Origin of the sequence: Sphingomonas eleionomae (assembly GCF_049889035.1) — a bacterium.
In the GTDB taxonomy this organism is placed as follows: Bacteria; Pseudomonadota; Alphaproteobacteria; order Sphingomonadales; family Sphingomonadaceae; genus Sphingomonas.
Genome location: NZ_JBLTWP010000001.1, coordinates 508,285 through 529,981 on the forward strand (window position 1 = coordinate 508,285; position 21,697 = coordinate 529,981).

At 67.1% G+C, this 21,697-nt stretch carries 23 protein-coding genes and 1 tRNA gene; 13 read left to right on the forward strand and 11 right to left on the reverse strand.

Annotated features, from left to right (window positions below; genetic code table 11):
* Positions 1-94 precede the first annotated feature (94 nt).
* From ACNI3Q_RS02380 to ACNI3Q_RS02390, 3 genes are read left to right on the forward strand one after another with little or no spacing between them, the layout of a single operon-like run.
* Entirely contained in the window at positions 95-646 is a 552-nt protein-coding gene (locus ACNI3Q_RS02380) for a hypothetical protein (protein ID WP_426273836.1), read from the forward strand.
* Complete coding sequence (locus ACNI3Q_RS02385) at positions 643-1,107, forward strand: hypothetical protein (RefSeq protein WP_426273837.1); 465 nt, start codon at positions 643-645, stop codon at positions 1,105-1,107. The genes ACNI3Q_RS02380 and ACNI3Q_RS02385 overlap by 4 nt, the downstream gene beginning before the upstream one ends.
* Positions 1,095-1,526 carry a hypothetical protein gene (locus ACNI3Q_RS02390; RefSeq protein WP_426273838.1) on the forward strand — a complete coding sequence of 144 codons (432 nt, stop codon included), beginning with the start codon at positions 1,095-1,097 and terminating at the stop codon, positions 1,524-1,526. The genes ACNI3Q_RS02385 and ACNI3Q_RS02390 overlap by 13 nt, the downstream gene beginning before the upstream one ends.
* Here ACNI3Q_RS02390 and gspD read toward each other — a convergent pair.
* The 5 genes from gspD to gspG are packed head-to-tail and all read right to left on the reverse strand — an operon-like array spanning position 1,520 to position 5,776.
* Positions 1,520-3,583, reverse strand: coding sequence for a type II secretion system secretin GspD (gspD, locus tag ACNI3Q_RS02395; RefSeq protein ID WP_426273839.1), 2,064 nt, complete (start codon positions 3,581-3,583; stop codon positions 1,520-1,522). The two genes, ACNI3Q_RS02390 and gspD, sit on opposite strands and share 7 nt — an antisense overlap.
* Positions 3,584-3,593: 10 nt before the next feature.
* Positions 3,594-4,400, reverse strand: coding sequence for a type II secretion system protein N (locus tag ACNI3Q_RS02400; protein WP_426273840.1), 807 nt, complete (start codon positions 4,398-4,400; stop codon positions 3,594-3,596).
* Positions 4,397-4,762 carry a type II secretion system minor pseudopilin GspI gene (gene gspI / locus ACNI3Q_RS02405; protein ID WP_426273841.1) on the reverse strand — a complete coding sequence of 122 codons (366 nt, stop codon included), beginning with the start codon at positions 4,760-4,762 and terminating at the stop codon, positions 4,397-4,399. The genes ACNI3Q_RS02400 and gspI overlap by 4 nt, the downstream gene beginning before the upstream one ends.
* Entirely contained in the window at positions 4,759-5,280 is a 522-nt protein-coding gene (locus ACNI3Q_RS02410; protein ID WP_426273842.1) for a prepilin-type N-terminal cleavage/methylation domain-containing protein, read from the reverse strand. Before ACNI3Q_RS02410 ends, gspI begins: the two co-directional genes overlap by 4 nt.
* A 4-nt stretch (positions 5,281-5,284) precedes the next feature.
* Positions 5,285-5,776 (reverse strand): type II secretion system major pseudopilin GspG, encoded by a 492-nt coding sequence (gene gspG, locus ACNI3Q_RS02415; protein WP_260019375.1) that lies wholly within the window; start codon positions 5,774-5,776, stop codon positions 5,285-5,287.
* 42 nt (positions 5,777-5,818) lie between these two features.
* Between gspG and gspL the strand changes: the two genes are divergently transcribed.
* Genes gspL through gspF form a run of 4 tightly spaced genes read left to right on the forward strand, consistent with a single transcriptional unit; the run spans position 5,819 to position 10,151 of the window.
* Positions 5,819-6,925, forward strand: a complete 1,107-nt coding sequence (gene gspL / locus ACNI3Q_RS02420; RefSeq protein WP_426273843.1) for a type II secretion system protein GspL — start codon at positions 5,819-5,821, stop codon at positions 6,923-6,925.
* Positions 6,925-7,416, forward strand: coding sequence for a type II secretion system protein GspM (gene gspM / locus ACNI3Q_RS02425; protein ID WP_426273844.1), 492 nt, complete (start codon positions 6,925-6,927; stop codon positions 7,414-7,416). Before gspL ends, gspM begins: the two co-directional genes overlap by 1 nt.
* Complete coding sequence (gene gspE / locus ACNI3Q_RS02430; protein WP_426273845.1) at positions 7,413-8,918, forward strand: type II secretion system ATPase GspE; 1,506 nt, start codon at positions 7,413-7,415, stop codon at positions 8,916-8,918. Before gspM ends, gspE begins: the two co-directional genes overlap by 4 nt.
* 3 nt (positions 8,919-8,921) lie before the next feature.
* The gene (gene gspF, locus ACNI3Q_RS02435) at positions 8,922-10,151 is read left to right on the forward strand and encodes a type II secretion system inner membrane protein GspF (protein WP_426273846.1); all 1,230 of its coding nucleotides are present in this window, start codon (positions 8,922-8,924) and stop codon (positions 10,149-10,151) included.
* On the opposite strand, the gene ACNI3Q_RS02440 is transcribed toward gspF, so the two are convergent.
* A complete protein-coding gene (locus ACNI3Q_RS02440; protein WP_426273847.1) occupies positions 10,146-10,775 on the reverse strand; it encodes a hypothetical protein in 630 nt (209 codons plus the stop codon). The two genes, gspF and ACNI3Q_RS02440, sit on opposite strands and share 6 nt — an antisense overlap.
* Before the next feature lie 86 nt (positions 10,776-10,861).
* Here ACNI3Q_RS02440 and ACNI3Q_RS02445 point away from each other — a divergent pair, with 86 nt between their 5' ends.
* From ACNI3Q_RS02445 to ACNI3Q_RS02470, 6 genes are all read left to right on the forward strand, one after another.
* Positions 10,862-11,920, forward strand: coding sequence for an ABC transporter substrate-binding protein (locus tag ACNI3Q_RS02445; protein WP_426273848.1), 1,059 nt, complete (start codon positions 10,862-10,864; stop codon positions 11,918-11,920).
* Positions 11,917-12,471 carry a type II secretion system protein GspJ gene (locus tag ACNI3Q_RS02450; RefSeq protein ID WP_426273849.1) on the forward strand — a complete coding sequence of 185 codons (555 nt, stop codon included), beginning with the start codon at positions 11,917-11,919 and terminating at the stop codon, positions 12,469-12,471. Before ACNI3Q_RS02445 ends, ACNI3Q_RS02450 begins: the two co-directional genes overlap by 4 nt.
* Positions 12,468-13,355, forward strand: coding sequence for a type II secretion system minor pseudopilin (locus ACNI3Q_RS02455; RefSeq protein ID WP_426273850.1), 888 nt, complete (start codon positions 12,468-12,470; stop codon positions 13,353-13,355). The genes ACNI3Q_RS02450 and ACNI3Q_RS02455 overlap by 4 nt, the downstream gene beginning before the upstream one ends.
* Positions 13,356-13,408: 53 nt before the next feature.
* Complete coding sequence (locus tag ACNI3Q_RS02460; RefSeq protein ID WP_426274181.1) at positions 13,409-14,167, forward strand: tryptophan 2,3-dioxygenase; 759 nt, start codon at positions 13,409-13,411, stop codon at positions 14,165-14,167.
* A complete protein-coding gene (locus ACNI3Q_RS02465) occupies positions 14,164-15,306 on the forward strand; it encodes an aminotransferase class V-fold PLP-dependent enzyme (RefSeq protein WP_426273851.1) in 1,143 nt (380 codons plus the stop codon). The genes ACNI3Q_RS02460 and ACNI3Q_RS02465 overlap by 4 nt, the downstream gene beginning before the upstream one ends.
* Before the next feature lie 91 nt (positions 15,307-15,397).
* The gene (locus ACNI3Q_RS02470; RefSeq protein ID WP_426273852.1) at positions 15,398-17,203 is read left to right on the forward strand and encodes an IlvD/Edd family dehydratase; all 1,806 of its coding nucleotides are present in this window, start codon (positions 15,398-15,400) and stop codon (positions 17,201-17,203) included.
* Positions 17,204-17,261: 58 nt separating this feature from the next.
* Here ACNI3Q_RS02470 and ACNI3Q_RS02475 read toward each other — a convergent pair whose 3' ends face one another.
* From ACNI3Q_RS02475 to ACNI3Q_RS02495, 5 genes are all read right to left on the reverse strand, one after another.
* Positions 17,262-18,809, reverse strand: a complete 1,548-nt coding sequence (locus ACNI3Q_RS02475) for an alpha-N-arabinofuranosidase (protein WP_426273853.1) — start codon at positions 18,807-18,809, stop codon at positions 17,262-17,264.
* A 21-nt stretch (positions 18,810-18,830) separates the two neighbouring features.
* Entirely contained in the window at positions 18,831-19,811 is a 981-nt protein-coding gene (araD1, locus tag ACNI3Q_RS02480) for an AraD1 family protein (protein WP_426273854.1), read from the reverse strand.
* Positions 19,812-19,957: 146 nt separating this feature from the next.
* Positions 19,958-20,677, reverse strand: coding sequence for a FadR/GntR family transcriptional regulator (locus ACNI3Q_RS02485; RefSeq protein WP_426273855.1), 720 nt, complete (start codon positions 20,675-20,677; stop codon positions 19,958-19,960).
* A 73-nt stretch (positions 20,678-20,750) separates the two neighbouring features.
* Positions 20,751-20,827: transfer RNA gene (locus tag ACNI3Q_RS02490), tRNA-Pro, on the reverse strand.
* A gap of 100 nt (positions 20,828-20,927) precedes the next feature.
* The gene (locus tag ACNI3Q_RS02495) at positions 20,928-21,695 is read right to left on the reverse strand and encodes a hypothetical protein (RefSeq protein WP_426273856.1); all 768 of its coding nucleotides are present in this window, start codon (positions 21,693-21,695) and stop codon (positions 20,928-20,930) included.
* Positions 21,696-21,697: the final 2 nt, after the last annotated feature.

Below are 21,697 nucleotides of genomic sequence, written 5' to 3' on the forward strand. Positions count from 1 at the left end.
AGAGCGGAGACAATTCGAAGTCAGGAATATGACGGACGGCAAATCGCGCCATCGGCGGCTTGCGTTCTGAGTGCGGATGGATAGGGGCGCAGGGGTGATTGACCGTACGGACCAAGCCGATGCTGCCCAGTCGCCACAGGGCGCGTCCCTGCTGGCGCGGGTTGCCGATAGACTGAAACGGGGCAGGCGGGCGGCGGGGGACCGGCGGGCGGGTTTCCTGGCCGGTCCATGGCTGTTGCCGCTGGCGATCCTGATCCTGTGGATCCCGCTCGCCATTTGGGGCGGGGCGCGGTTGCTTGAGCAATATGCGATTGCCGATCGGCAGGCAGCCGACAGGGCCAGTCGCCCGGCAATGCTGTCCCGTGCCGTTGAGCGGGCCGAGCATCGCACCATGGCGGCACTGATCGCGCGCCCGGGGGTGGCCGCGATGGTCGAACAGCTCGCACGGGTGCTGCCCGCCGATGATCGGATCGTGTCGGCAGCGATGGCTGCGGACGGGGGGCTGACCATCGAGATCATGTCGCTGGACCCCGCACGGCTGAGGGCGGCATTGCGGACGTCGCCCCGTACCGAGGCATTGCGGACGCGGGCGGAACGGCGGGAGGATGGCGCCATTCGGGTCACGTTGTCGGGGCGCGCGCCATGATCCGCCGGGAACTGACCATCGCGGCGGTGGCGTTGACGGGCGCTGCCCTGCTTGCCTGGCCGGCGATGGACGCATGGTTCGATCTGGGCGATGCCCGCACGGCCCGTGCGGCGGCGGCGACAGCGGGCCAGCGGGCGCGGAAACCCGTCCCGTTGCTGCGCGATGACGCCATGATGCGGGCGGGCGATGCCATGGCCGCCCGCCGGGCAATGGCCGGGGCAGTGATCGGGCGGGGTCGTGCGGGCGGCCTGTTGATCGAACGTGTTGTGCCCGCACGCGGCACGCCACGGCTGGCGGCGGTGATCGTGGAGCTTTCAGGGCCGGAGGCGGGCGTCATCGCACTGGTCGATCATGTCGAACGCCAGCGCCCGGTGATGCGATTTGCCCGGTGGCGGATGGAAGCGGCACCGGGCGGTGCTGTCCGGTTCAGCGGCGTGCTGGTGGCGCCATGGCGGCCATGAGGCGGCATCTGCCCGTTCTGGTCGCGGTGACGGCCGGCCTGATCGTGCCGCCGTTGGTGCTTGCCATGGCCGATGGCGACGCGCCCGTTGCCGATGCCGCGCGGGTGGAGCCGATCGACCCGCCGGCCGTGCCCGACTTGTCCGTCATCTATGGCCGGGCCCTGTTCGGCGCCCCTGCGGCCGATGCCGGACCGGCGATGGACGGACCGGACCTGGTCGGCATCTTTGGCCGGATCGGCAGCGACGCGGTGGCCATCGTGCGGCTGGGCGATGGCACCACCCGGACGCTTGGCCTTGGCGACAGTGTCGATGGCTGGCGTCTGGAGGCACTGTCCGCCGATGCCGCCGCATTCCGTCGCGGCAACCGGCAGGCACGCGTGCCGGTGCCGGGATCAGCCGAACCCCTGACCGATCAGTAGATCCCGTCCAGTTCCAGCGACAGGCGGGGCGGGGGGCGGTCGATCAGCAGGCTTTTGTACTTGCCGAGCCGTTCCTCTTCCTGCCGCAACCGGTCCATCTTTTCGCGGGTCAGCGCGGCCGCATCGGCAGTGTCGCGGATGATCGTCGGCTTCAGAAAGATGAACAGCGTCCGTTTCTGCTGCGTCTCCCGGCGGCTGCGGAACAATTCGCCCAGTACCGGAATGTCGCCCAGCACCGGCACTTTCTGCCGCGTTTCCGACCGGTCGTCGGTGATCAGTCCGCCCAGCACGATCACCTCGCCATCATCGGCCAGCACCGTCGTCGAAATCTGACGCCGATTGGTGATGAGATCGGCGGCCGACGCCGGAATGCCGCTGGGCAGGGACGATGCCTCCTGCACGATTTCAAGCCGCACCGTTTCACCCGCATTGACGCGGGGCAGGACGCGCAGCGTGATGCCGACATCCTTGCGTTCGATGGTCGTGAACGGGTTGGCGGTGCCGTTGCCGGTCAGGATCGATCCGGTAATGAAGGGCACTTCCTGCCCGGCGATGAACTCCGCCGGGCTGTTGTCCAGAACGGTCACCTGCGGTTTCGACAGCAGATTCGCGCGGGTCGATTGGCCCAGCGCCTGCACAAGGATGGAAAACGTGTCACCGATCGACACATTGCCATTAAACCCGCCCAGTGACCCGAACAGGGCGGCCGCCGGCACGTCCAGCGCGCTGAGGATCTGGCCAAGCGATGGCCCGGCGGTGTTGAACGATGTGCCCGCGCCCTCCACCTGATTGAGGACGGCGGCACTGGTGCCAAGCTGCACGCCCAGCGCCTCTGCATCGTCGCCCGTGATCTCGGCAATCGCGGCCTCGATCATCACCTGTGGCCGGCGGACATCCAGTTCGCGGATCACGGTTTCGATGGATGCGATCATCGTCGGGGTGGCGCGCACGACCAGGGCGTTGATTTCCGGCGCAGGCTGGACGGTGATGTCCGGCGTCGAAAAGCCCTGCGGCGTCTCCGCGCGGCCGCCGGTCGTTTCCGATGGCAGCTGCAGCGGCGTTCCCGACTGGCCAGAGCCGCCACTGGCCTGAGCCTGTTGGTTGGCGGCGATCAGGCCGGCGACAGCGGCGGACGGGCTAGTGCTGCTGGCACCGGCACGGCTGCGCGACTGAAGGCTGCGGGCCACGGGATTGGTCGCGCCCGCCTCGATCCCCAGCGTGCCGCGCAGCACTTCGGTCACGGATTCGGCGTCGGCATAATTCAGGCGGAACACGCGGGTCTGCGGCGTGGCCCCGCCCGGTGCGTCCAGCGCGACCACCATCCGGCGCGCCTCGTCCACTGCCGATGGCGTGCCCCGCACGATGACGGTGTTGCTGCGCGCATCGGCGGCGACACGGGTGGTGCCAGCGCCCTGACCCTCGCCCATCACGCGCTGGATGGATTCGGCCACCGCCTCCGCGCTGGAGTTGCGCAGCGGGATCGCGGCAAAGGTCTGGCCGCCGCCGCCGTCCAGCGACCGCACGATCTGTTCCACCCGGCGGACATTGTCGGCATAGTCCGTGACGACGATCGCATTGGGGCTGTCCAGCGGTTCGACCGATCCGAACACGGCGATCAACGGTCGGACGATGCGCGCTGCCTCTGCCGCCGGCACGTTGGACAGGCGGACCATGCGGGTCACCAGCTGCTCCCCGCTGGCAGAACGGGTGGGCACGCCGCCGTCGCGCACGGCGTTGGCGGCGGGCACCACGCGCCAGCCCCGGCCAGAGCGGACCGCCGCAAAGCCGTTGGCGCGCAGCACGGACAGAAACAGGTCCCACACCCCTGCCGGCGACAGGGGACTGGCGGAGGTGACCGTCACATTGCCCTTGACCTGCGGGTCAAGGATCAGCGTGCGGCCCGTGATCCGCGATACCTGATCGGCGACGGTGGTGATGTCCACATCGCGCATATTGACGACGACATCCGCCGTCTCGGCCGATTGGGCCAGGATCGGCTGGACCGTGAATGCCGTCATCGCCGTGGCAAGCAGCAGGGTTCGGATCGGATGGCGCACTGGCAACACTCTATTGAAGGGGGACGGTGACGGTAACGGTCTGCCCGTCACGCTGGATTTCGACATCGGCGCTGCCCCGCTGCAGGGCGGACGCCATGGCTTCGCGGGCGGCACCGGCATCGCCCAGGGGGCGGCGATTGATGCTGCGGATCACGTCGCCGGGCTTCAGGCCGGGCAGGCCGGGCGCCCCGACGGCATAGCCGCCCTGCACCGGGCTGGCCTGCAGTTTCGACAGGATCGCCTGCACGCGCGCGGCATCGGGCGCACCGGCGGTCGCTGCCGGTGACGGGGTGCCCATGGGCGATTGACCGGCGGGCGGCGGAGCGGAAGCGGCGGGGGCCGCCGAACCGGGCGACGGCGCAAAGGGATCGGGCAGGGCCAGATACTCGGCCCGGCCGCCATTGTTCAGGATCGCCCGGTCGCGCAGGATCGCCGTGATCTGCGCCCCCGCAATCGACTGACCCACGGCATATTCGCGGGGCTTTTCCTCGCCGACCTGAATGATGACGCGGGACATCGATTCCGGGCGGGCAAAAAATACGCCCTTCAGCGTGGCTGCGATCTGCGTCGGCTGTGCTGCGTCGGCTGGGTTCGCCTGACCGAACGGAGCCAGCGCCAGGGCAGGGGCAATGTCCACCGCCGGGGTGGCGGGGCGGGGACCGCCGCCGGGGACTGTGATCGCGCCGGTTGCGGCATGGCCCGCGATGCGCCAGGTCAGCCCGGCCAGCGCGACAGCGACCGACAGGATCACGGCAGCCGTCAGGATGTCGAGCAGGGTCCGTTTGCGCGCGTCGGATAGGGGCGGAAAAAGCGTCATGGCGCAGCCTTCATGACGAAGCCGTCCAGCGATGCAAGCGATCCGCGCTCACCCGCGGGGGAAACTGCGATCCGCACCTTGTCCAGTGCAGGATCGCTGGTCGGCGTGCGGGTGGCGTCGACGGTCCATTGCTGCCCCAGCAGCTCGACCGGCGCATCGCCGGCGGGCGCCACGCCCAGCGACAGTTCGGCCAGCCGGTTTTCCGCCACCCACATCGCTGCCGACCGGCGCTCCATCGCCCGGGTCGAATCGATATGGGTTTCCACCGTCCGCACCATGCCGACCGTGGCAATGGCCAGCACGGCCAGCGCGACCAGCGCCTCGATCAGGGAAAATCCCTGTTGCTGCGGGCCAATGGTCATGTTGCCGGGGCCGCATTGTCGGGCAATGCCACGGCGATCAGGCCGTCATAGACGATCCGCCACCGCTGATCCCCGCTGGTGACGATGGCCGTCACCGGCTTGCCCATGGTGCTGCCGTTGAGGACGATGGGCGGCGCGGTGTCCAGTTCGATCGCCATGCCGCCCGGCACGCGGTGAAAGGCAAGCGCGTCGTCGGTCCGCTCTTTCCACGCCGCCCCCTCCAGCGTCGAAAACGCATAGCCGTCGTCGCGGATGGTCAGCGCGACGATCCGGTCGCCCAGCATCGCGTCGTCAGACGCCGCCTGAATGCGCCCGGCCAGCCGCCGTGCCTCCGTCTCCACATTGGGCGTTCGGCTGGCCGCGCCGATGCCGAACGTCACGGCCCCCGCTGCCACCGCGATGATGGCCAGCACGATCAGCATTTCGATCAGCGTCATGCCCGTTTCGCCCGGCGATGGCCGGTTGCCCGGTTGGGCGCTGGTTTCGGCGCTGGCGCAAAAGGATGTCCCCCCGGTCATCCGATCAGTTGCGCTTGCCGCCGATGTCCGCGTCCAGCCCCTCGCCACCCGGCTTGCCGTCGCGGCCCAGCGATTTCAGCTCATATCCGCTGCCATCCGCCTGATAGACATAGGGATTGCCCCACGGATCGACCGGCGTCTGCGACAGGTAACCCCCTTCAGGATAATTGGTCGCCAGCGGCGGCGCGCTTGGCCGTTCGACCAGCGCCTTCAGCCCCTGGGCCGAAGTGGGGTATCCGCCATTATCCAGCCGGTACAGTTTCAGGGCGCCGGATATGCTGGCGATATCGGTCGTGGCGGTCGTCACCCGCGCCTGATCCGGACGACCGATGACATTGGGCACGATCAGCGCCGCGACCAGCGCGATGATCGCCAGCACCACGATCATTTCAACCAGCGTCAGGCCGGTTTCGCCGGGTGCCGGTTGCCGGTTCGGCTTGCGGGCGATGCGCCGCTTTGCCACGCTGTCATGGAACTGTTTCAAAACTATGTGCATCCCCGCTCCATGCGTTCGATCCGTGAAAGCAATGTTACAGCCATGGCCGCTGACCCTCTGACTTCCACTCCGGCCTCCGGACCGACGCAAAAGCGTGCGGATGGCGTGTGGCGGCTGGCTGCCGATGGCGCGATCATAGCCGTTTGCGATGGCCCTGCAACGCTGCTGGTGCCGACCGAATCGGTCCGGGTCCTTGCCGTCGAACTGCCGCTCAAGTCCGCGGCAAAGCGGTTGGAGGCGTTGCCCTATGCCGTGGAGGACCGGATTGCGGACCCGCTGGACGCGGTTCACCTCGCCCTCGGCCCCTCTGTCGGGCCCGATCTGTACCGGGTGGGAATCGTCCGGACGGCGGTGATGGCCGATTGGGTGGCACGCGCCGAGGCGGCCGGGCTTGGCCATGCGCCGATGGTCCCCGACGCGCTTGCCTTGCCCGAGCCGCCGGACCGGCAATGGGTCGTCGGGATCGACGGCAGCCGCGCATTGGTGCGCGATGGCATCGGCGGCGGTTTTGCCATGCCGCTGGCGGCGCTGCCCGCCGCGTGGCAGGCGGCCGGGCGGCCTGCCCTGCTGGCCGATGGTGACGGATTGCTGCCGGAACTGGCAGCGGTGGCGACGCCGGTGCAGCCGTTCGACGCTGCGGCCAGCCTGGCCGTGCCCGCGCTCGACCTGCGTCAGGGGGCGTGGCAGCGCCAATCGTCCGGCGATCCGCTGCTCCGGCGGCTGGCCTGGATCGTGGGGCTGGGGATCGCTGCCCATGTCGGCATTGCCGCGGCCGATATGGCGATGACCGGCGTGATTGCGGATCGGCGTGCCAATGACACGCGCGCGCTGGTTCAGCAGTTCGCGCCCGGCACGCCGATGGACGGTGATCTGGCGGATCGGGTGACGGCGATGCTGCCCGCCGCTGGAATGGGCGGGGCGACCGACCGGTTCCTGCCGCGTTTGACCCGTGTGGCGGGGGTTATTCAGCCGCTGGTGCCCGCCGGAACCGTGCGGTCGGTGCGGTTCGATGGGGACCGGATGATCCTGACGATCGATGGCGATGCGGCGCTGGCCGGGCGGCTCCAGTCGGCGCTGGCCGGTGCGGGTGTACCCGGGACGGCGACCGGCGATGCCTCCGGCGTCGTCACTGTGACGGCGGGGGCGTGATGCGACAGGTGATCGCCCGGCAGATGCCGACGCTGGACCGCGGCCTTGCGGCATTCGACCGATGGTGGGACCGCCTTTCCATCCGTGAGCGGCGTATGATTTCGGCGCTGGTCCTTATGTTGGCGCTGATCGCGCTGGTCTTTCTGGTCGTGCGCCCGCTTCAGGCAGCGCGGGCAGAGGCGCTGGCCGATATCCGCCTGCATGAAACATTGAATGCCCGCATCCTGGCGGCCGGGCGGCTGGATGCAGCGCAGGCGGCGCCCGCCGGTTCGCCGGACCAGCTTGTCCAGCAGGCGGCGGGTCAAATGGGCGCGGCATTGACGGTGCAGGACAACGGATATCTCCTGACGCTGACCGATGCGGATTACGCGTTGGTGGTCGGACAGCTGGGACAGGTGACGCGCGGTGCGGGCCTTGCCGTCGCGCGCGCCGATCTGGTGCGGGGCAATGCCCCCGGCCGGGTCAGCGGAACGGTGGAGCTGGCACGATGAACGACATGGCCGCCGCCCCCGCCATTCCGCCCCGCCGGGTGGGGTCCGCCATGATCCCCTATGGCTTTGCCCGGCGCAACGGGGTGATCCTGCGCATGGGCGAACAGGGCGCGGAATGCCTGTACCGGGCCAGTGCACCGTTGGACGCGCTGATCGAGGCGCAGCGGATTGCGCCGGGCGTCGCCATGCAGCCACTGGACGATCCGGCGTTCGACGCCGCGCTGAGTGCGACGTTCGGCGAGGGAAGCGCGGCAACCGCCGCCGATCTGGACATGGACGGCATGGACCTGGCTGCCCTGGCCGACAGCGTGGCGGCGGTCGACGACCTGCTGGATACGCGCGACGATTCCCCGGTCATCCGTCTGATCAACGCCATCCTGCTGGAAGCGGTAAAGGAAGGCGCGTCCGACGTTCATGTCGAAACGCAGGAAAAGCGGCTGTTCGTCCGGTTCCGCATCGACGGCGTGCTGCGCGACGTGGTGGAGCCGCAGCGCGCGCTCGCACCCCTGCTGGTCAGCCGGATCAAGGTGATGGCGCGGCTCGACATCGCCGAAAAGCGGGTGCCGCAGGACGGCCGCGTCACGCTGCGCATCGGCGGGCACGATGTCGATGCGCGTGTGTCCACCATTCCAACCCAGCATGGCGAACGGGTGGTCATGCGATTGCTGGAAAAGGGCAATTTGCGGCTCGACATGGCGGCGCTGGGGATGAGCGAGCGGGACCGGGCGGTGTTCGAGCGGCTGCTGGAAAAGCCCAATGGCATGGTGCTGGTGACCGGCCCGACCGGATCGGGCAAGACGACGACGCTCTATTCCGCGCTCAACCGCCTGAACGACCGCAAGCGCAACATCATGACGGTGGAAGATCCCATCGAATATGAATTGCCCGGCATCGGCCAGACGCAGGTGAACCCGCGCACGGACCTGACCTTTGCCCGCGGCCTGCGCGCGATCCTGCGTCAGGACCCCGATGTCATCATGGTCGGCGAAATCCGGGATCAGGAAACCGCCAGCGTTGCAGTGCGATCCGCGATGACGGGGCATTTCGTGCTGTCCACGCTGCACACCAATTCGGCGATCGGTTCTGTCACCCGGTTGATCGACATGGGCGTGGAACGCTATCTGTTGGCCCCGATGCTCGTCGGGCTGGTCGCGCAGCGGCTGGTGCGGCGGCTGTGCCCGGATTGCCGGCAGGAAGACCGGGCGACGGACGCCGATGCCGCCCTGCTCGGCGGGATGCTGAAGGCGGGGAAGAAGGTCTGGCGGCCGGTCGGCTGCCCGGCCTGTCATGGCGAGGGCTATCGGGGCCGCGCCGGCCTGTACGAAGTCATTGCTGTTGACGATCAGTTCCAGGCGCTGGTGCATGAAGGCGCGTCGGAGGCGCAGCTGGAGCGGGTGGCCCGTAAATATGGCCCCAGCCTGTTGGAGGATGGGGCGCGCAAGGTACGCGACGGCCTGACCACCGTCGAGGAAGTCGCCCGCGTGGTGCGGGACGAGGCCTGATCCATGCCTGCCTTTGCCTATCGCGCGGCTGACCGGGCGGGAGCAACCCGAAAGGGGGTGGTGGAGGCATCCAGCCCCGCCGCCGCCCGCGCCCAGCTGCGCGATCAGGGCCTGTTGCCGCTGGCCGTCGATCTGGCGGCGGACCGGGGTGGCAGGACCGGAACCGGGTTCCGGCTGCCGTCGCTGCGCCGGCGCGGGGTTTCCGCGCGCCAGCTGGCCACCATGACGCGCCAGATCGCGACGCTGGTCGGATCGGACATCCCGGTGGAAGAAGCCGTGCGGCTGGTCGCTCAGCAGTCCGAGGCGCCGGCGGCGAGCGCCGTGCTGCTCGATGTGCGGGCCGCGATCCTGGACGGACGGGGCTTTGCCAGCGCGCTGGGGCGGCATCCGCGCGTCTTTCCCGAATTCTACCGCGCATCGGTTGCGGCGGGCGAACAGTCGGGCACGCTGTCGCAGGTGCTGGCCCATTTGGCCGAATTCGTCGAACGCCGCCATGCCAATGGCCAGAAGATCCAGCTCGCGCTGCTCTATCCCGCACTGCTCGCCGCCGTGTCGTTCGGCATGATGGTGCTGCTGATGGTCTATGTCGTGCCCGACATTGTGCGGGTGTTCGTCAGTCGCGGGGCCGAACTGCCGTTCCTGACCCGCGCGCTGATTGCGATCAGTGCGTTTCTGCAGGGATATGGCCTGTATCTGCTGATTGGCGCGGCTGTCGTAGCGCTGGGCTATGCGCGATGGGCGCGGGTGCCGGAAAACCGGCTGCGCGTGCACCGGGCGTTCAACCGGCGGCCGCCCTTTGCCCGGTTCAGCCGGCAGTTCAACGCCGCCCGCTTTGCCGGGTCACTGGCGACGCTGGTGGAAAGCGCGGTCCCGCTGTTGGAGGCGCTGCAGGCGGCGGCCGCAGTCACGCCCAATCTGTACGTCCGTCAGGCCGCGCTGGGCGTCGCGGCGCGGGTGCGCGAGGGGGCCAGCCTGCGCGCCGCGATGCAGGAGGCCGGGGTCTTTCCGTCCATGCTAATCGCGATCGTCGCATCGGGCGAAACCAGCGGCAAGCTTGGCCCGGCCCTTGGGCGGGCGGCGGATGAACTGGACCGCGAACTGGATGCGCTGACCGCGACGCTGGTGTCGCTGGTCGAGCCGCTGGTGCTGCTGGTGATGGGCGGGCTGGTGCTGCTGATGGTGCTTGCCATCCTGTTGCCGATCATCAACCTGAACAATCTGGTCGCGCTATAATTGCTTCTGGATCGTCACCCCGGCAGGAATGCCCAGAAAGGGGAGGTCGGCGGCGCCATCGGGCGTCATGGTGATGGCCAGGCGGCCATCCCCGGCGAGCTTCGCCTCGATCAGCGTGCGGCGCTGCTGCGCCTGCGGGGCAACGAGGATCACGCTTTGCCCGCCGACCTGTTCGGCCGTGATGCGCAGCGCCGGGACGGCCGTGCTCGCGCCCGGTGTCGCCTTGGCCCAGCACTGGCCAGGTTCAGTGACGATCAGGCCGCTGGCCGCCGCCGAACCGCCCGTGGACAACCGGTCCCAATCGATGCGTATGACCATGTCACACTGAAAGGGCAGGGCCTGCATCGCCGCCGCGATCAGGCCGAACCGTGCCGTGCCGCTGACCTGATCGACCGTCCATCCGCCAGCCGAGAGCAGCGCCCGACCGCCCAGATCGGTGTCGGTCCCGCTTGCCCGCCAGTCCGCCGCAAAGCCCAGATTGGCCAGCGACCGCAGCGGCGCCCAATGCCATGCCGCGCGGGTGCCCCCGGCAATGCCCACTTCGCCGTTCCAGATCGTGCCCGCGATGCCGGTGCGCCACGGCCGGTTTTTCAGGACAACGCTGGCCGGCACCGTCGCGACCATGGCAACGACGTAGCAGGCTGTTCCCCAAAGGGCGAACCGGATAAGGGTGCGCCGCGCCACCATGCGCGGTGCGGAAGGAGTCGAGCGTGAATCGCCGTCAGTTGCTGCACCTGTCATCGGGACTGATGCTGTCGTCACTGCCATGGCTGGTCGATCCCCTGTTGGCCCAAAAGGCAAAGGCAAAGGGGGACAAGCGCCCCATCGCCCTGTTGCTGCCACTGACCGGCGAAAATGCCGCACTGGGCACTAGCATGAAGCAGGCGGCGATGCTCGCCCAAATCAATCAGCAGGCGGATGCCGCTGCGCTGATCACGCTGGATACCGGCAGCACGGGCAAGGGCGCGAGTGAGCAGACAACGGCCGCCATCCGGCGCGGCGTAGCCATGCTGATCGGCCCGCTGACCGCGGCAGAGACGGGCGCAGCCGGAGCCGCCAATGCGGGGCGCGTGCCGATGATCGCGCTGACCAACGATCCGGCCTGCCGGGCTGCGGGGACACAGATATTCGGGATCACGCCGGGCCAGTTGACCAGCGCGGTGCTACGCTATGCCCGCCAGCGCGGCGTTCGCCGGGTGCTGGTGATCGGCGATGGCGGCGCATGGTCCGTGGCATCGGCGGCGTCGGCCACTGCGCTGCGTGCCGAACTGGGCATCGAATTGAGCGCCATCGACGTCATGGCCGGCCAGCCGCTGCCCGCCGCGGGGGAAATGCCCGATGCGGTGTTGCTGCCCAGCAGCGATGACCGGGCGCTGGCCGCTGCCCGCCAGTTACAGGCAAGCGGCGTGCAATTGCTGACCACGATGCAGGGGCTGGATTACCGGCCAGAGGCACTGGCCGCGCTGAAGGGTGCATGGCTGGCTAGCATCGACCCGGAAACGTTCAGCGGCTTTGCCAGCGCCTATGAGGCACGCAATGGCGGCAATCCCGGCGCGCTGGCCGCGCTGACCTATGACGCCACGACCATCGCCCTTCGCCTGCGGGCGACTGGCCCGATCGGTGCCAGCGCGTTGTTCGATCCCACCGGGTTCGATTGCATCACCGGTCCGGTCCGGTTCCGTACCGATGGCAGCTGCGCGCGCCAGTTCGCGATCCTGGTCGGCACGGGCGATGGCTATGACAAGGCGGCGGTGAGCCAGGGAACATGATCGCCCCGCGGCCGTCCGAACATGGATTTACCCTGATCGAGCTGATGATTTCTCTTGGCCTGTTCGCACTGATTGCGGTCGCCGGGCTGGCGATGGTGGACGGCATTCTGGGTGTTCAGGCACGGACCGAGGTCCGGCTGGACCGGTTGTCCGATCTGCAACGGGCAATGCTGGTGATCGACGGCGATCTGGATGCGGTGGCCAATGGGGATGTGAACGGCACGGCCGACGCCCTGTCCTTTGTGCGCAGCGCGCCCGGCATGGGCGGCCCGGCGCTGCCGATCCGCTATTCGCTGACCGATGGCGTCCTGATGCGGATGGCGGGGCCGCAGCCGCAGATGCTGCTGCGCGGGGTTACCGCCGTCCGCTTTCGCTATCTGGGCGAGGGATGGACCGACCGCTGGCCGGTCGAGGCGGGACAGGCGCCGCCCTGGCCGCGGGCGGTGGAGGTGGTGATGACACTGGCCCCCGGTTCCGGCCCTCAGGGAAGCCTGCGCCGGCTGGTCGAGCTGCCGGAACGGCCGCCAGTGACCGAGACGAGGCAGCCATGACGCCATCATCGCCGCCCCCCGCCGAACAGGGCATGATCCTGGTCAACGTCCTGATGTTCGTGGCGATCGCGTCCGGACTGGTCCTGCTGATGATCAACCGTGAGGAACTGGCGCTGGACCGGGCACTTCGGGTGAGCGAGGCGGCGCGGGCAATGGCCGTGGTGCGCGGCGGGGAGGGGTCGGCGATTTCGGCGCTGCAACGCGATCTGGCGGCGGGGCCGGACGTCGATCATCGCGGCGAACCCTGGGCGGCGATTGCCGAAACCGGCGTATCGATCGACGGCGGGACGTTCGATCTGGCGGTCGCCGATGCGGAGGGGCGCTTCAACCTCAACAACCTGATGTCCGGCGATGTGATCGAAACGATCCGGTTTCAGGATATCGGCAAGGCAGCGGGCCTGACCGAGGATCAGATCGTGCAAGCGATCGGGCTGGTCCGCACATACGGCCCCATCACCGATGTCCGCCCGTTGCGACAGGCGCAGATCGACCCGGCGACGCTGACCCGGCTGGAGGCGATGGTGACGGCGCTGCCCGGCCGGACGACGATCAACGCCAATGCAGTGTCCCCGGAATTGCTGAGCGTGCTGCTGAACAATCCCGACATTGCTGCGCGGATGATTGCCCTTCGCGAACGGGACGACCAGTTGTCGGTCGACGATGTAGCGGCCGCCGGCGCATCGCTGCCAACGGGCGTCGGCCTCAATTCCTCGACCTTCTGGGTGCGCACGCGCGTCCGGATCGGGGATACGATGCAACAGGGCGCGACCCTGCTGAAACGCCGGCGTGACGGGCCGGAACAAACGCCCGTCGTCCGCGCCGTGGCGCGCTGGCGCGGGGCCAGCCTGCCGCCCGGCGTGCCGGACTTTCCCCCGCCGCGCTGATCCGGCGGCTTGCCGGTTTCCCCCGTGCGGCGCACCGGCTAAACTGGGGCATGATCGAAGAACCCATGACCTATGGGCGCTATCTCGCCCTTGATGCCATCCTGTCGGCCCAGCATCCGCTGTCCGACCGGCATGACGAGCTGTTGTTCGTCATCATCCATCAGACCAAGGAATTGTGGCTGAAGCAGATCATTGCCGAACTGACCGCCGCCATTCCGTTGATCGATCAGGACCAGTTGACCCAGGCGTATAAGTCGCTGGCCCGCATCTCGCGCATTCAGGCCGTGATGACGCTGAGCTGGGATGTGCTGGCGACCATGACGCCCAGCGATTATTCCCGGTTCCGGCACGTCCTGGGCGGCAGTTCCGGGTTTCAGTCGGATCAGTTCCGCACGGTGGAAGTCATGCTGGGCATCCGCGACGGCGTTCGGCATGGCCCGATGACGGCAGAGGCGGCGATCCGGCCCAGCGTGTGGGATGCGGCCAATGCCGCGCTGGGCCGGGCCGGGTTCGACATGCCGCCACCCCGTGCCGACTGGTCGGCGGCCTATCGCCCCGATCCGCTGGTCGAGGCAGGCTGGGCCGCGGTCTATCGGGATCCGGAACGGTACTGGAATCTCTATCAGCTCGCGGAAAAGCTGGTCGATGTCGACGATGCCATGGCAAGCTGGCGGCACAAGCATGTGATGACCGTCAGCCGGGTGATCGGCGGCAAGCGCGGGACGGGCGGCACGGCGGGGGTCCCCTATCTGGAATCCACGCTGACCAAACGTGCCTTTCCCGAACTCTGGACGCTGAGGACCGGCCTGTGACCGATTACAAACGACTGTTCCAGCGCAGCATCGCGGCCGCCCCGGACCGGCTGCATTTCGCCGCGCACAGTCATCATCTGTGGCCGGATGCCAGTTATGTGGGACAGCTTGCCTGTTGGCAGGACGCTGCACGGTTGGCCGATCGCAAATGGGGCAGGGTGATGGACGAGCTGTGGCCCGCCGCGCAGCGCCATGTGGCGGATGAATTGCACTTGCCCGACCCGTCTACGGTGATGTTTGCCGGCAACACGCATGATTTCCTGATCCGCATCCGCTCGGCGTTGCCGGCTCGGCCGCTGCGCATCCTGACGACTGAAGGGGAATTTCACAGCTTTCGCCGCCAGGCGGCACGCTGGGCGGAATCGGGCGATGTCACGCTGCACCGCGAACCCGTCGGCCCCGATCTGATCGATCGGCTGATCGCCCGCGCCCGCGCCGAACCGTTCGATCTCATCTGGGTCAGCCAGGTGATGTTCGGCACCGGTTTCGTGGTGCCCGGGTGGGAAAGGCTGGCCGACATTGCTGACCCGGACGGGCCATGGGTGGTGATCGACGGGTATCATGGCTTCATGGCGATGCCGACCGATCTGTCCGGCGTGGCCGACCGCCTGTTCTACCTGTCGGGCGGGTACAAATATGCGATGTCGGGCGAGGGTGTGGCCCTGATGCACGCCCCCCACGGCTTTGGCGCGCGCCCGGTGCTGACGGGATGGTATGCGGAGTTCGAGGATCTCAGCCTGCCGCCGGGCAGTATCGGCTATGCCCCGGATGCGCGGCGGTTCATGGGGGCGACGTTCGATCCGTCGGGCATTTACCGGTTTGTGGCGGTGCGCGACATGCTGAGGGACGCGGCGCTCGATACCGCGGCGATTTCCGCCCATGCGGCGGGGTTGCGCGATGCGTTTCTGACCGGGCGGGACCGGACTGTGCTGGCCGATGCCGAATTGCTCAATCCGCCGTCGGCTGGCGCGTCGGCCCGGTTCCTTGCCCTTCGCACGGCCAATGCCGCCCGGATCCAGGCCGGTCTGGCCGAACGGGATGTGATTACCGACGTTCGCGGTGACGTGCTGCGCATCGGATTTGGCCTGTACCAGTCCGATCGCGATGTCGGATCGGTGCTGGATCACCTCGCCGCCTGAGCCGTCATGGCATCGCCCCATCATCTTTTGGATTGCATCAACCATTTTGTCTGATTTATGGGCTGACCCAACCAAAAAGAGCGGAGACGACATGACGGATACACCAGCAGCGGGGCCGCGACGGCTGCGTTCACGCGCATGGTTCGACGATCCCGACAATGTCGACATGACCGCGCTGTATCTCGAGCGGTACATGAATTTCGGGCTGTCGCTGGAAGAGCTTCAGTCCGGCCGTCCGATCATCGGCATCGCCCAGACGGGCAGCGACCTGTCGCCGTGTAACCGCCACCACCTCGTCCTGGCCGAACGGGTGCGGGAAGGGGTGCGTGAGGCAGGCGGGATCGTGATCGAATTTCCTGTCCATCCCATTCAGGAAACCGGCAAGCGGCCCACGGCGGGCTTGGACCGCAATCTGGCCTATCTCGGGCTGGTCGAGGTGCTGTTCGGCTATCCCATCGACGGCGTGGTGCTGACCACCGGCTGCGACAAGACGACGCCCGCGCTGCTGATGGCGGCCGCGACGGTGAACATCCCGGCCATCGCCCTGCCCGTCGGCCCGATGCTGAACGGCTGGCACAAGGGCGAACGGACGGGATCGGGCACCATCGTGTGGAAGGCGCGGCAGATGCTGGCGGCTGGCGAGATCGACCGCACGGGCTTTATCAAGCTGGTTGCCAGCTCCGCTCCCTCGACCGGCTGGTGCAACACCATGGGCACCGCCACGACGATGAACTCGCTGGCAGAGGCGCTGGGCATGACCCTGCCCGGTGCGGCGGCGATCCCCGCGCCCTATCGTGACCGGCAGGAATGTGCCTATCGCACCGGCATCCAGATCGTCGAGATGGTGCACGCCGATCGCAAGCCGTCCGACATCCTGACCAAGGCCGCGTTCCTGAACGCCATCCGCGTCAATTCGGCCATCGGCGGATCGACCAATGCGCCCATTCATATCAATGCCATCGCCCGGCATATCGGCGTCGAACTGGGCATCGACGAATGGCAGAGCGAGGGGCGCGACGTGCCGCTGCTGGTCAACCTGCAACCGGCGGGCGAATTTCTGGGCGAGGATTATTACCGGGCCGGGGGCGTTCCGGCGGTCATTGGCGAACTGATGCGGCATGGCCTGATCGAAACGGATGCGCTGACCGCCAATGGCAAGTCGATGGGCGAGAATTGCCGGGAAGCCGTGATCGAAGACGATCGCGTCATCCGGACGATGGATCAGGCGCTCAATCCCAAGGGCGGGTTCGTCGTGCTGCGCGGCAACCTGTTCGACAGCGCGATCATGAAGCTGTCGGTGATCTCCGACGATTTCCGCAAGCGGTACCTGTCCAATCCGGACGATCCCGACGCGTTCGAGGGGCCGGTAGTCGTGTTCGACGGGCCGGAGGATTACCACCACCGCATCGACGATCCGTCGCTGGGCATTACGGAGGAAACGCTGCTCGTCATTCGGGGCACCGGGCCGATCGGCTACCCGGGCGCGGCAGAGGTGGTGAACATGCGGCCGCCGGCTGACCTGATCAAGCGCGGCATTCAGGCGCTGCCGTGCATCGGCGATGGTCGCCAGTCGGGGACCAGCGGCAGCCCGTCGATCCTGAACGCATCGCCCGAGGCGGCGGCGGGCGGGGGCCTTGCCCTGCTGCGTACCGGCGACCGGGTGCGGGTCGATATCGGCCGGGGCACCGCCGATATGCTGATTTCTGCGGAGGAACTGGCCGAGCGTCGGGCGGCATTCGATGCAGCGGGCGGATACCAATATCCGCCGCATCAGACGCCCTGGCAACAGATTCAGCGCGCCCTTGTCGGTCAGATGGAGACGGGCGCGGTGCTGGAGTCGGCCGTCGATTATCAGAAGCTGGCCCAGACGATCGGCGTGCCGCGTCACAACCACTGATCGGTTCTGCACTGGATCGGCCTGCCCGGACGGTTTCCCGCCCGGGCAGGACCGGCGATCATTCGACGGCGACGACCGCAACCGCCTTTGCCGGCAATTCGAACACCAGCTTGCCGCCTTCCGTCTTGCCCGAGTAGGGCGCGGGCTTCAGCGTGTCCGGCTTGTCGAACGTATTGTGGGTGTCCATCGCCGGTGCGGTCAGGATGCGGCCCGTCGCCCGGCCGGTCAGGGCGGTGCGAACCTTTACCGGGCGGTTCGGGTCAAGGTTGACCAGCGAGACATAGAGCTTGCCATCCGTGCCGCGCGCCACCGAACTGTCCACCATCGGCAGATCGATGCTGCCCAGCACATAGCGGGGACCATCCACCTTTGCCTCGATCGGCGTCGCGCCCTGGAACGGCTTGTACAGGTCAAAGGCATGATAGGTCGGGGTCAGGAGCATCTTCTCCTTGTCCGTCAGGATCATTGCCTGAAGCACGTTCACCATCTGCGCGATCGCGGCCAGCTTTACGCGGCGCGTGTGCCGGTGAAAGATGTTGAGCGTGAGCGCCGCGACGTGGACGTCGCGCAGTGAGTTCTGCTGATACAGAAAGCCCGGATTGGTGCCGGGTTCCGGATCGTACCATGTGCCCCATTCATCGGGGTACAGCGCCACGCGACCCTTCGGATCATGTTTGTCCATGATGGCGGTATGCCGGGTCAAAATATCGTCCATGTGCATCGCGTTGCGCAGCGTCGATGCCCATTCGCTTTCCGGGAACCCCGTCGCCTGACCCTTTTTGGTCCAGTTGCCGGTGGGCAGGGTGTAATAATGGATGCTCAGCGCCTGAACCTCGTTCGTCGCGTCGCGCATCAGCGCCTCGGTGAACTTTTCATCATCGCCGTTCGCGCCGGTTGCGACTTCGATCGTCGGTTCAACGCCGGGCGGTGACTTGACGAAAGTCTGATACCGGCGGTGGAGCACGGCGGACTGTTCGCCGGTCATGCTGCCGCCACAGCCCCAGCTTTCGTTGCCGATGCCGAAATACTTGACCTTCCACGGCTTGTCCCGGCCATTGGCCTTGCGCTGCTCGACCAGCGTCGAGGGCACGCTGCCGGTCATATATTCCATCCACCGGGCCATCTCGATCGGCGGCATCGACCCCATGTTGCCGGCGACATAGGCTTCGGACCCGATCATCTCGGCAAAGTTCAGAAATTCGTGGGTGCCGAAACTATTGTCTTCGGTGACCCAGCCCCAATGGGTGTTGATCCGCTTTGGCCGCTTGTCGCGCGGCCCGATCCCGTCCTTCCAGTCATATTCGTCGGCGAAACAGCCGCCTGGCCAGCGCACGACGGGAACTTTCAGTGCCTTCAGCGCGGCAAGGACGTCGTTGCGATATCCGTGGGTGTTGGGGATGGGGCTGTTTTCCCCAACCCAGATCCCTTCATAGACGCTGCGCCCCAAATGCTCGGCAAACTGGCCCTGAATGGCCGGTTCGATGCGTGGCCCCTGTTTGGCCATATCGATGGTCAGCACGGCTTCCGCCATTCGCTGAGCCTGAGCCGGTGCGGCGATTGCCAGGCTGGCAACCCCCGCCAACGCGATGCGGGTTGTCCATTTCATGCAAGCTCTCCCTGTTTATCGTTACAGCGCGCTGACGGTTACGCTCACGGCATCCGCAACGGTCATCGTGTTGCGAAGGGGCAGCGTGAACGGCGCCGCCTCGATCTCGAACTGATCGCCGGGCTGGACGGCAAAGCCATCGGAAAAGCTGAGCGTGGCCGTGCCGAAAAAATGGACATGGACATCGCCGGGCCGCCGGAACTGCGCATATTTGAAGTGGTGATGTTCCAGATTGGCGATCGAATGGGACATGTTCGCCTCTCCCGACAGGAACGGTTTTTCCCAGACAGTTTGTCCGTGGCGGACGATGCGGCTGCTGCCCCGAACATCGGCGGGCAATGGGCCGGTCAGTAACTCCGCCCCAAGCGCTGCGTGCCGCAGCTTGGAATGGGCGAGCCACAGGTAATTGCCCCGCTCCGTCACATGATCCGAAAACTCGTTCGCAAGGCAAAAGCCCAGCCGATGCGGCGTGCCGTCCGGGCCGATCAGATAGATGCCGGCAATCTCCGGCTCCTCACCGCCATCCAGCGCGAATGCGGGGGAGGGGATGGGCTGGCCCGTCGGCACGATGGAATCGCCATCGCCCTTGTAGAACCATTCCGGCTGAACGCCGACATCGCCCGCCGCCGGCTTTCCGCCATCCACGCCCATCAGGAACATGCGCATCGAATCGGTCAGGTCGCCGCTCGCCGCCGCCTTGTGCATCTTGTCGCGCCCCTCTGCCGAGCCGAGATGGGTGAGGCCGGTGCCGGTCAGGTGGCAATGCGCGGGATCGGCATGGTCGATCGGAGCGAGCAGCCGTCCGTCCGCCGAAAGCCGATCCAGGTCCGCGTCCGCGCCCATCCGCTGACTGGCCAGATCGGCGAGCGAACGGCCCGCCGCAATGGCATCGCTGGCCAGCGCGTACACCGACGATGTGCCGGTCAGCCAGTTTGCCCCACCGTTCGACACGGCGATCACGCCCCGTGTCCCGTCATCGCCCACAGCCTGAATCAGTCGCATGAAACTCTCCCTTGCAACCTATTAGTCAGACATAAGGACGGTTCGCAAATGGTAATCGTGCGATTGCCAGCGTTCGCGCCAATGGGTCGAACGCTGCGATCTGGGATCTCGGACGAAATAGTCTTGCCGGCTTCCGCGCCGACCGTTCAGCCGGGCGGCAGGACGGATGTCGTGTCAAGAAACGCCAGGTCGACCAGTTCGGTCATCGCCTGATGCGCCTGTGCCGCATCGCCCGCGGCGACCGCATCGAACACCGCCCAGTGTTCGGGCATCGGATCGCGGCGCAGGGGTGTCTTGCGCTGCTTGTAAACGGTGGTCCACGCCACGGCGGCACCTACGCCGCTGGTCAGGGTGATCAGGAACGGATTGGCCGATGCGTTCAGCAATGCAGCGTGAAACCGCTGATCGGCCAGGCGGCCTTCCGGCGACGTCAGGCTGTGGCGCGCCATATCCTCCAGCGCCGTTTTCATTTCCCGGATCTGGTCGGGCGTGCGGCGCTTCGCGGCCAGCGATGCAGCCTCCGGCTCGACTATCCGGCGCAGTTCGAACAGGCTGACCAGCAGCGATTCGTCCGGCTCCTCGGCAAAGATCCATGACAGGATATCGGGGTCCAGCATCTGCCAGCGTTGCCGGTCGCTGACCCGCGTGCCTGTTTTCGGACGCGATTCGACCAGACCCTTGGCTGCCAGCATGCGCAATGCTTCGCGATAGGCGGTGCGGGAGACGTTGAGCTGGTCACTGGCCACCACCTCGCCGCTCAGCACATCGCCGGGCGCATAGCCGCCATTGACGATCTTCATGCCCAGATCGCGGGCGATCGTGCCGTGAATGCGCAGCGCGCGATGATCCGGATCGACCTTGGCCATGCCGCTCTGTGTAGCGCGAAACAACGGGGCCGCAACAATCTGCGGCAACGGAAAAATCGCGATGTTAGGAAATTGGTCGGGGAAAGAGGATTCGAACCTCCGGCCCCTGCCTCCCGAAGGCAGTGCTCTACCAGGCTGAGCTATTCCCCGACCATGGGGTCCGCCGGGGCCAGCCCCGGTGGAGAGCGGCGCATATATCAGCGCGCGTGAGGGATTCAAGCGCTAGTTGTTGGCGTTGTTCCGGTCCTGCTCATTCCAGGGTGTCCATTTCGACGCAGGCGGTGACTTTTCCGGCGTCGCACAGCGGCTTCAGCTTCGCGCGCTTCGCGTCAATCTCCGCCTTTCGCTCTGCTGCGGCCGCGGCAGCGACACGCTTGTCGGCCGCCGCCCGGGCGTTGCGATCGGCGACATCGACGAACTTCGTCGCAGCGGCGCTGAAATTGCCGTTCAGGCTCAACCGGTAATTGTCCGTGCCCGAAATCACGCCCGAAAATTCGCTGCTGGTGCACTTGCCCTCAAACACCACCGCTCCGCGCGCATCGGCCAGCCGGCAAACGCCGTTTGCGATCAGACCCGACAGGTTGTGCTGCGCAATTCCGCCCGTTCCGTTGACCTGAGCAGTCACCGACTGGCCGTCAAAGGTCGCCTTGATAGTCAGCGCGCCTTGATACTCCGTGCCTTTTGGCGTCGCGGGGGCCGACATGGCCGCATTGAGCAGCGAGTTCAAGTTCAGCCGATTGGGCACGCGGGTCGCACGAGCGGGGCGCGGCTTGGGGCCTTCGACAAACCGATAGGTACCGGCATAGGTGATTTCGGCCTGGGCCGGGATCCCGGTGGAGGCGGGCGTTGCCGCCGGTTCGGCCGCGACCGAACGCCAGGTTCCGTCGGAATTCCGGCACATCCGCGCCGAAGATCCGTCCGGCATGGCCACGGCGCGGCATGGGTCACCAGTCTGGGCATCCGCGATGCCAGCCATGCCGCCCAAGGTCAGGATGGCAATCAAGCGCGTCCAGTCCATCC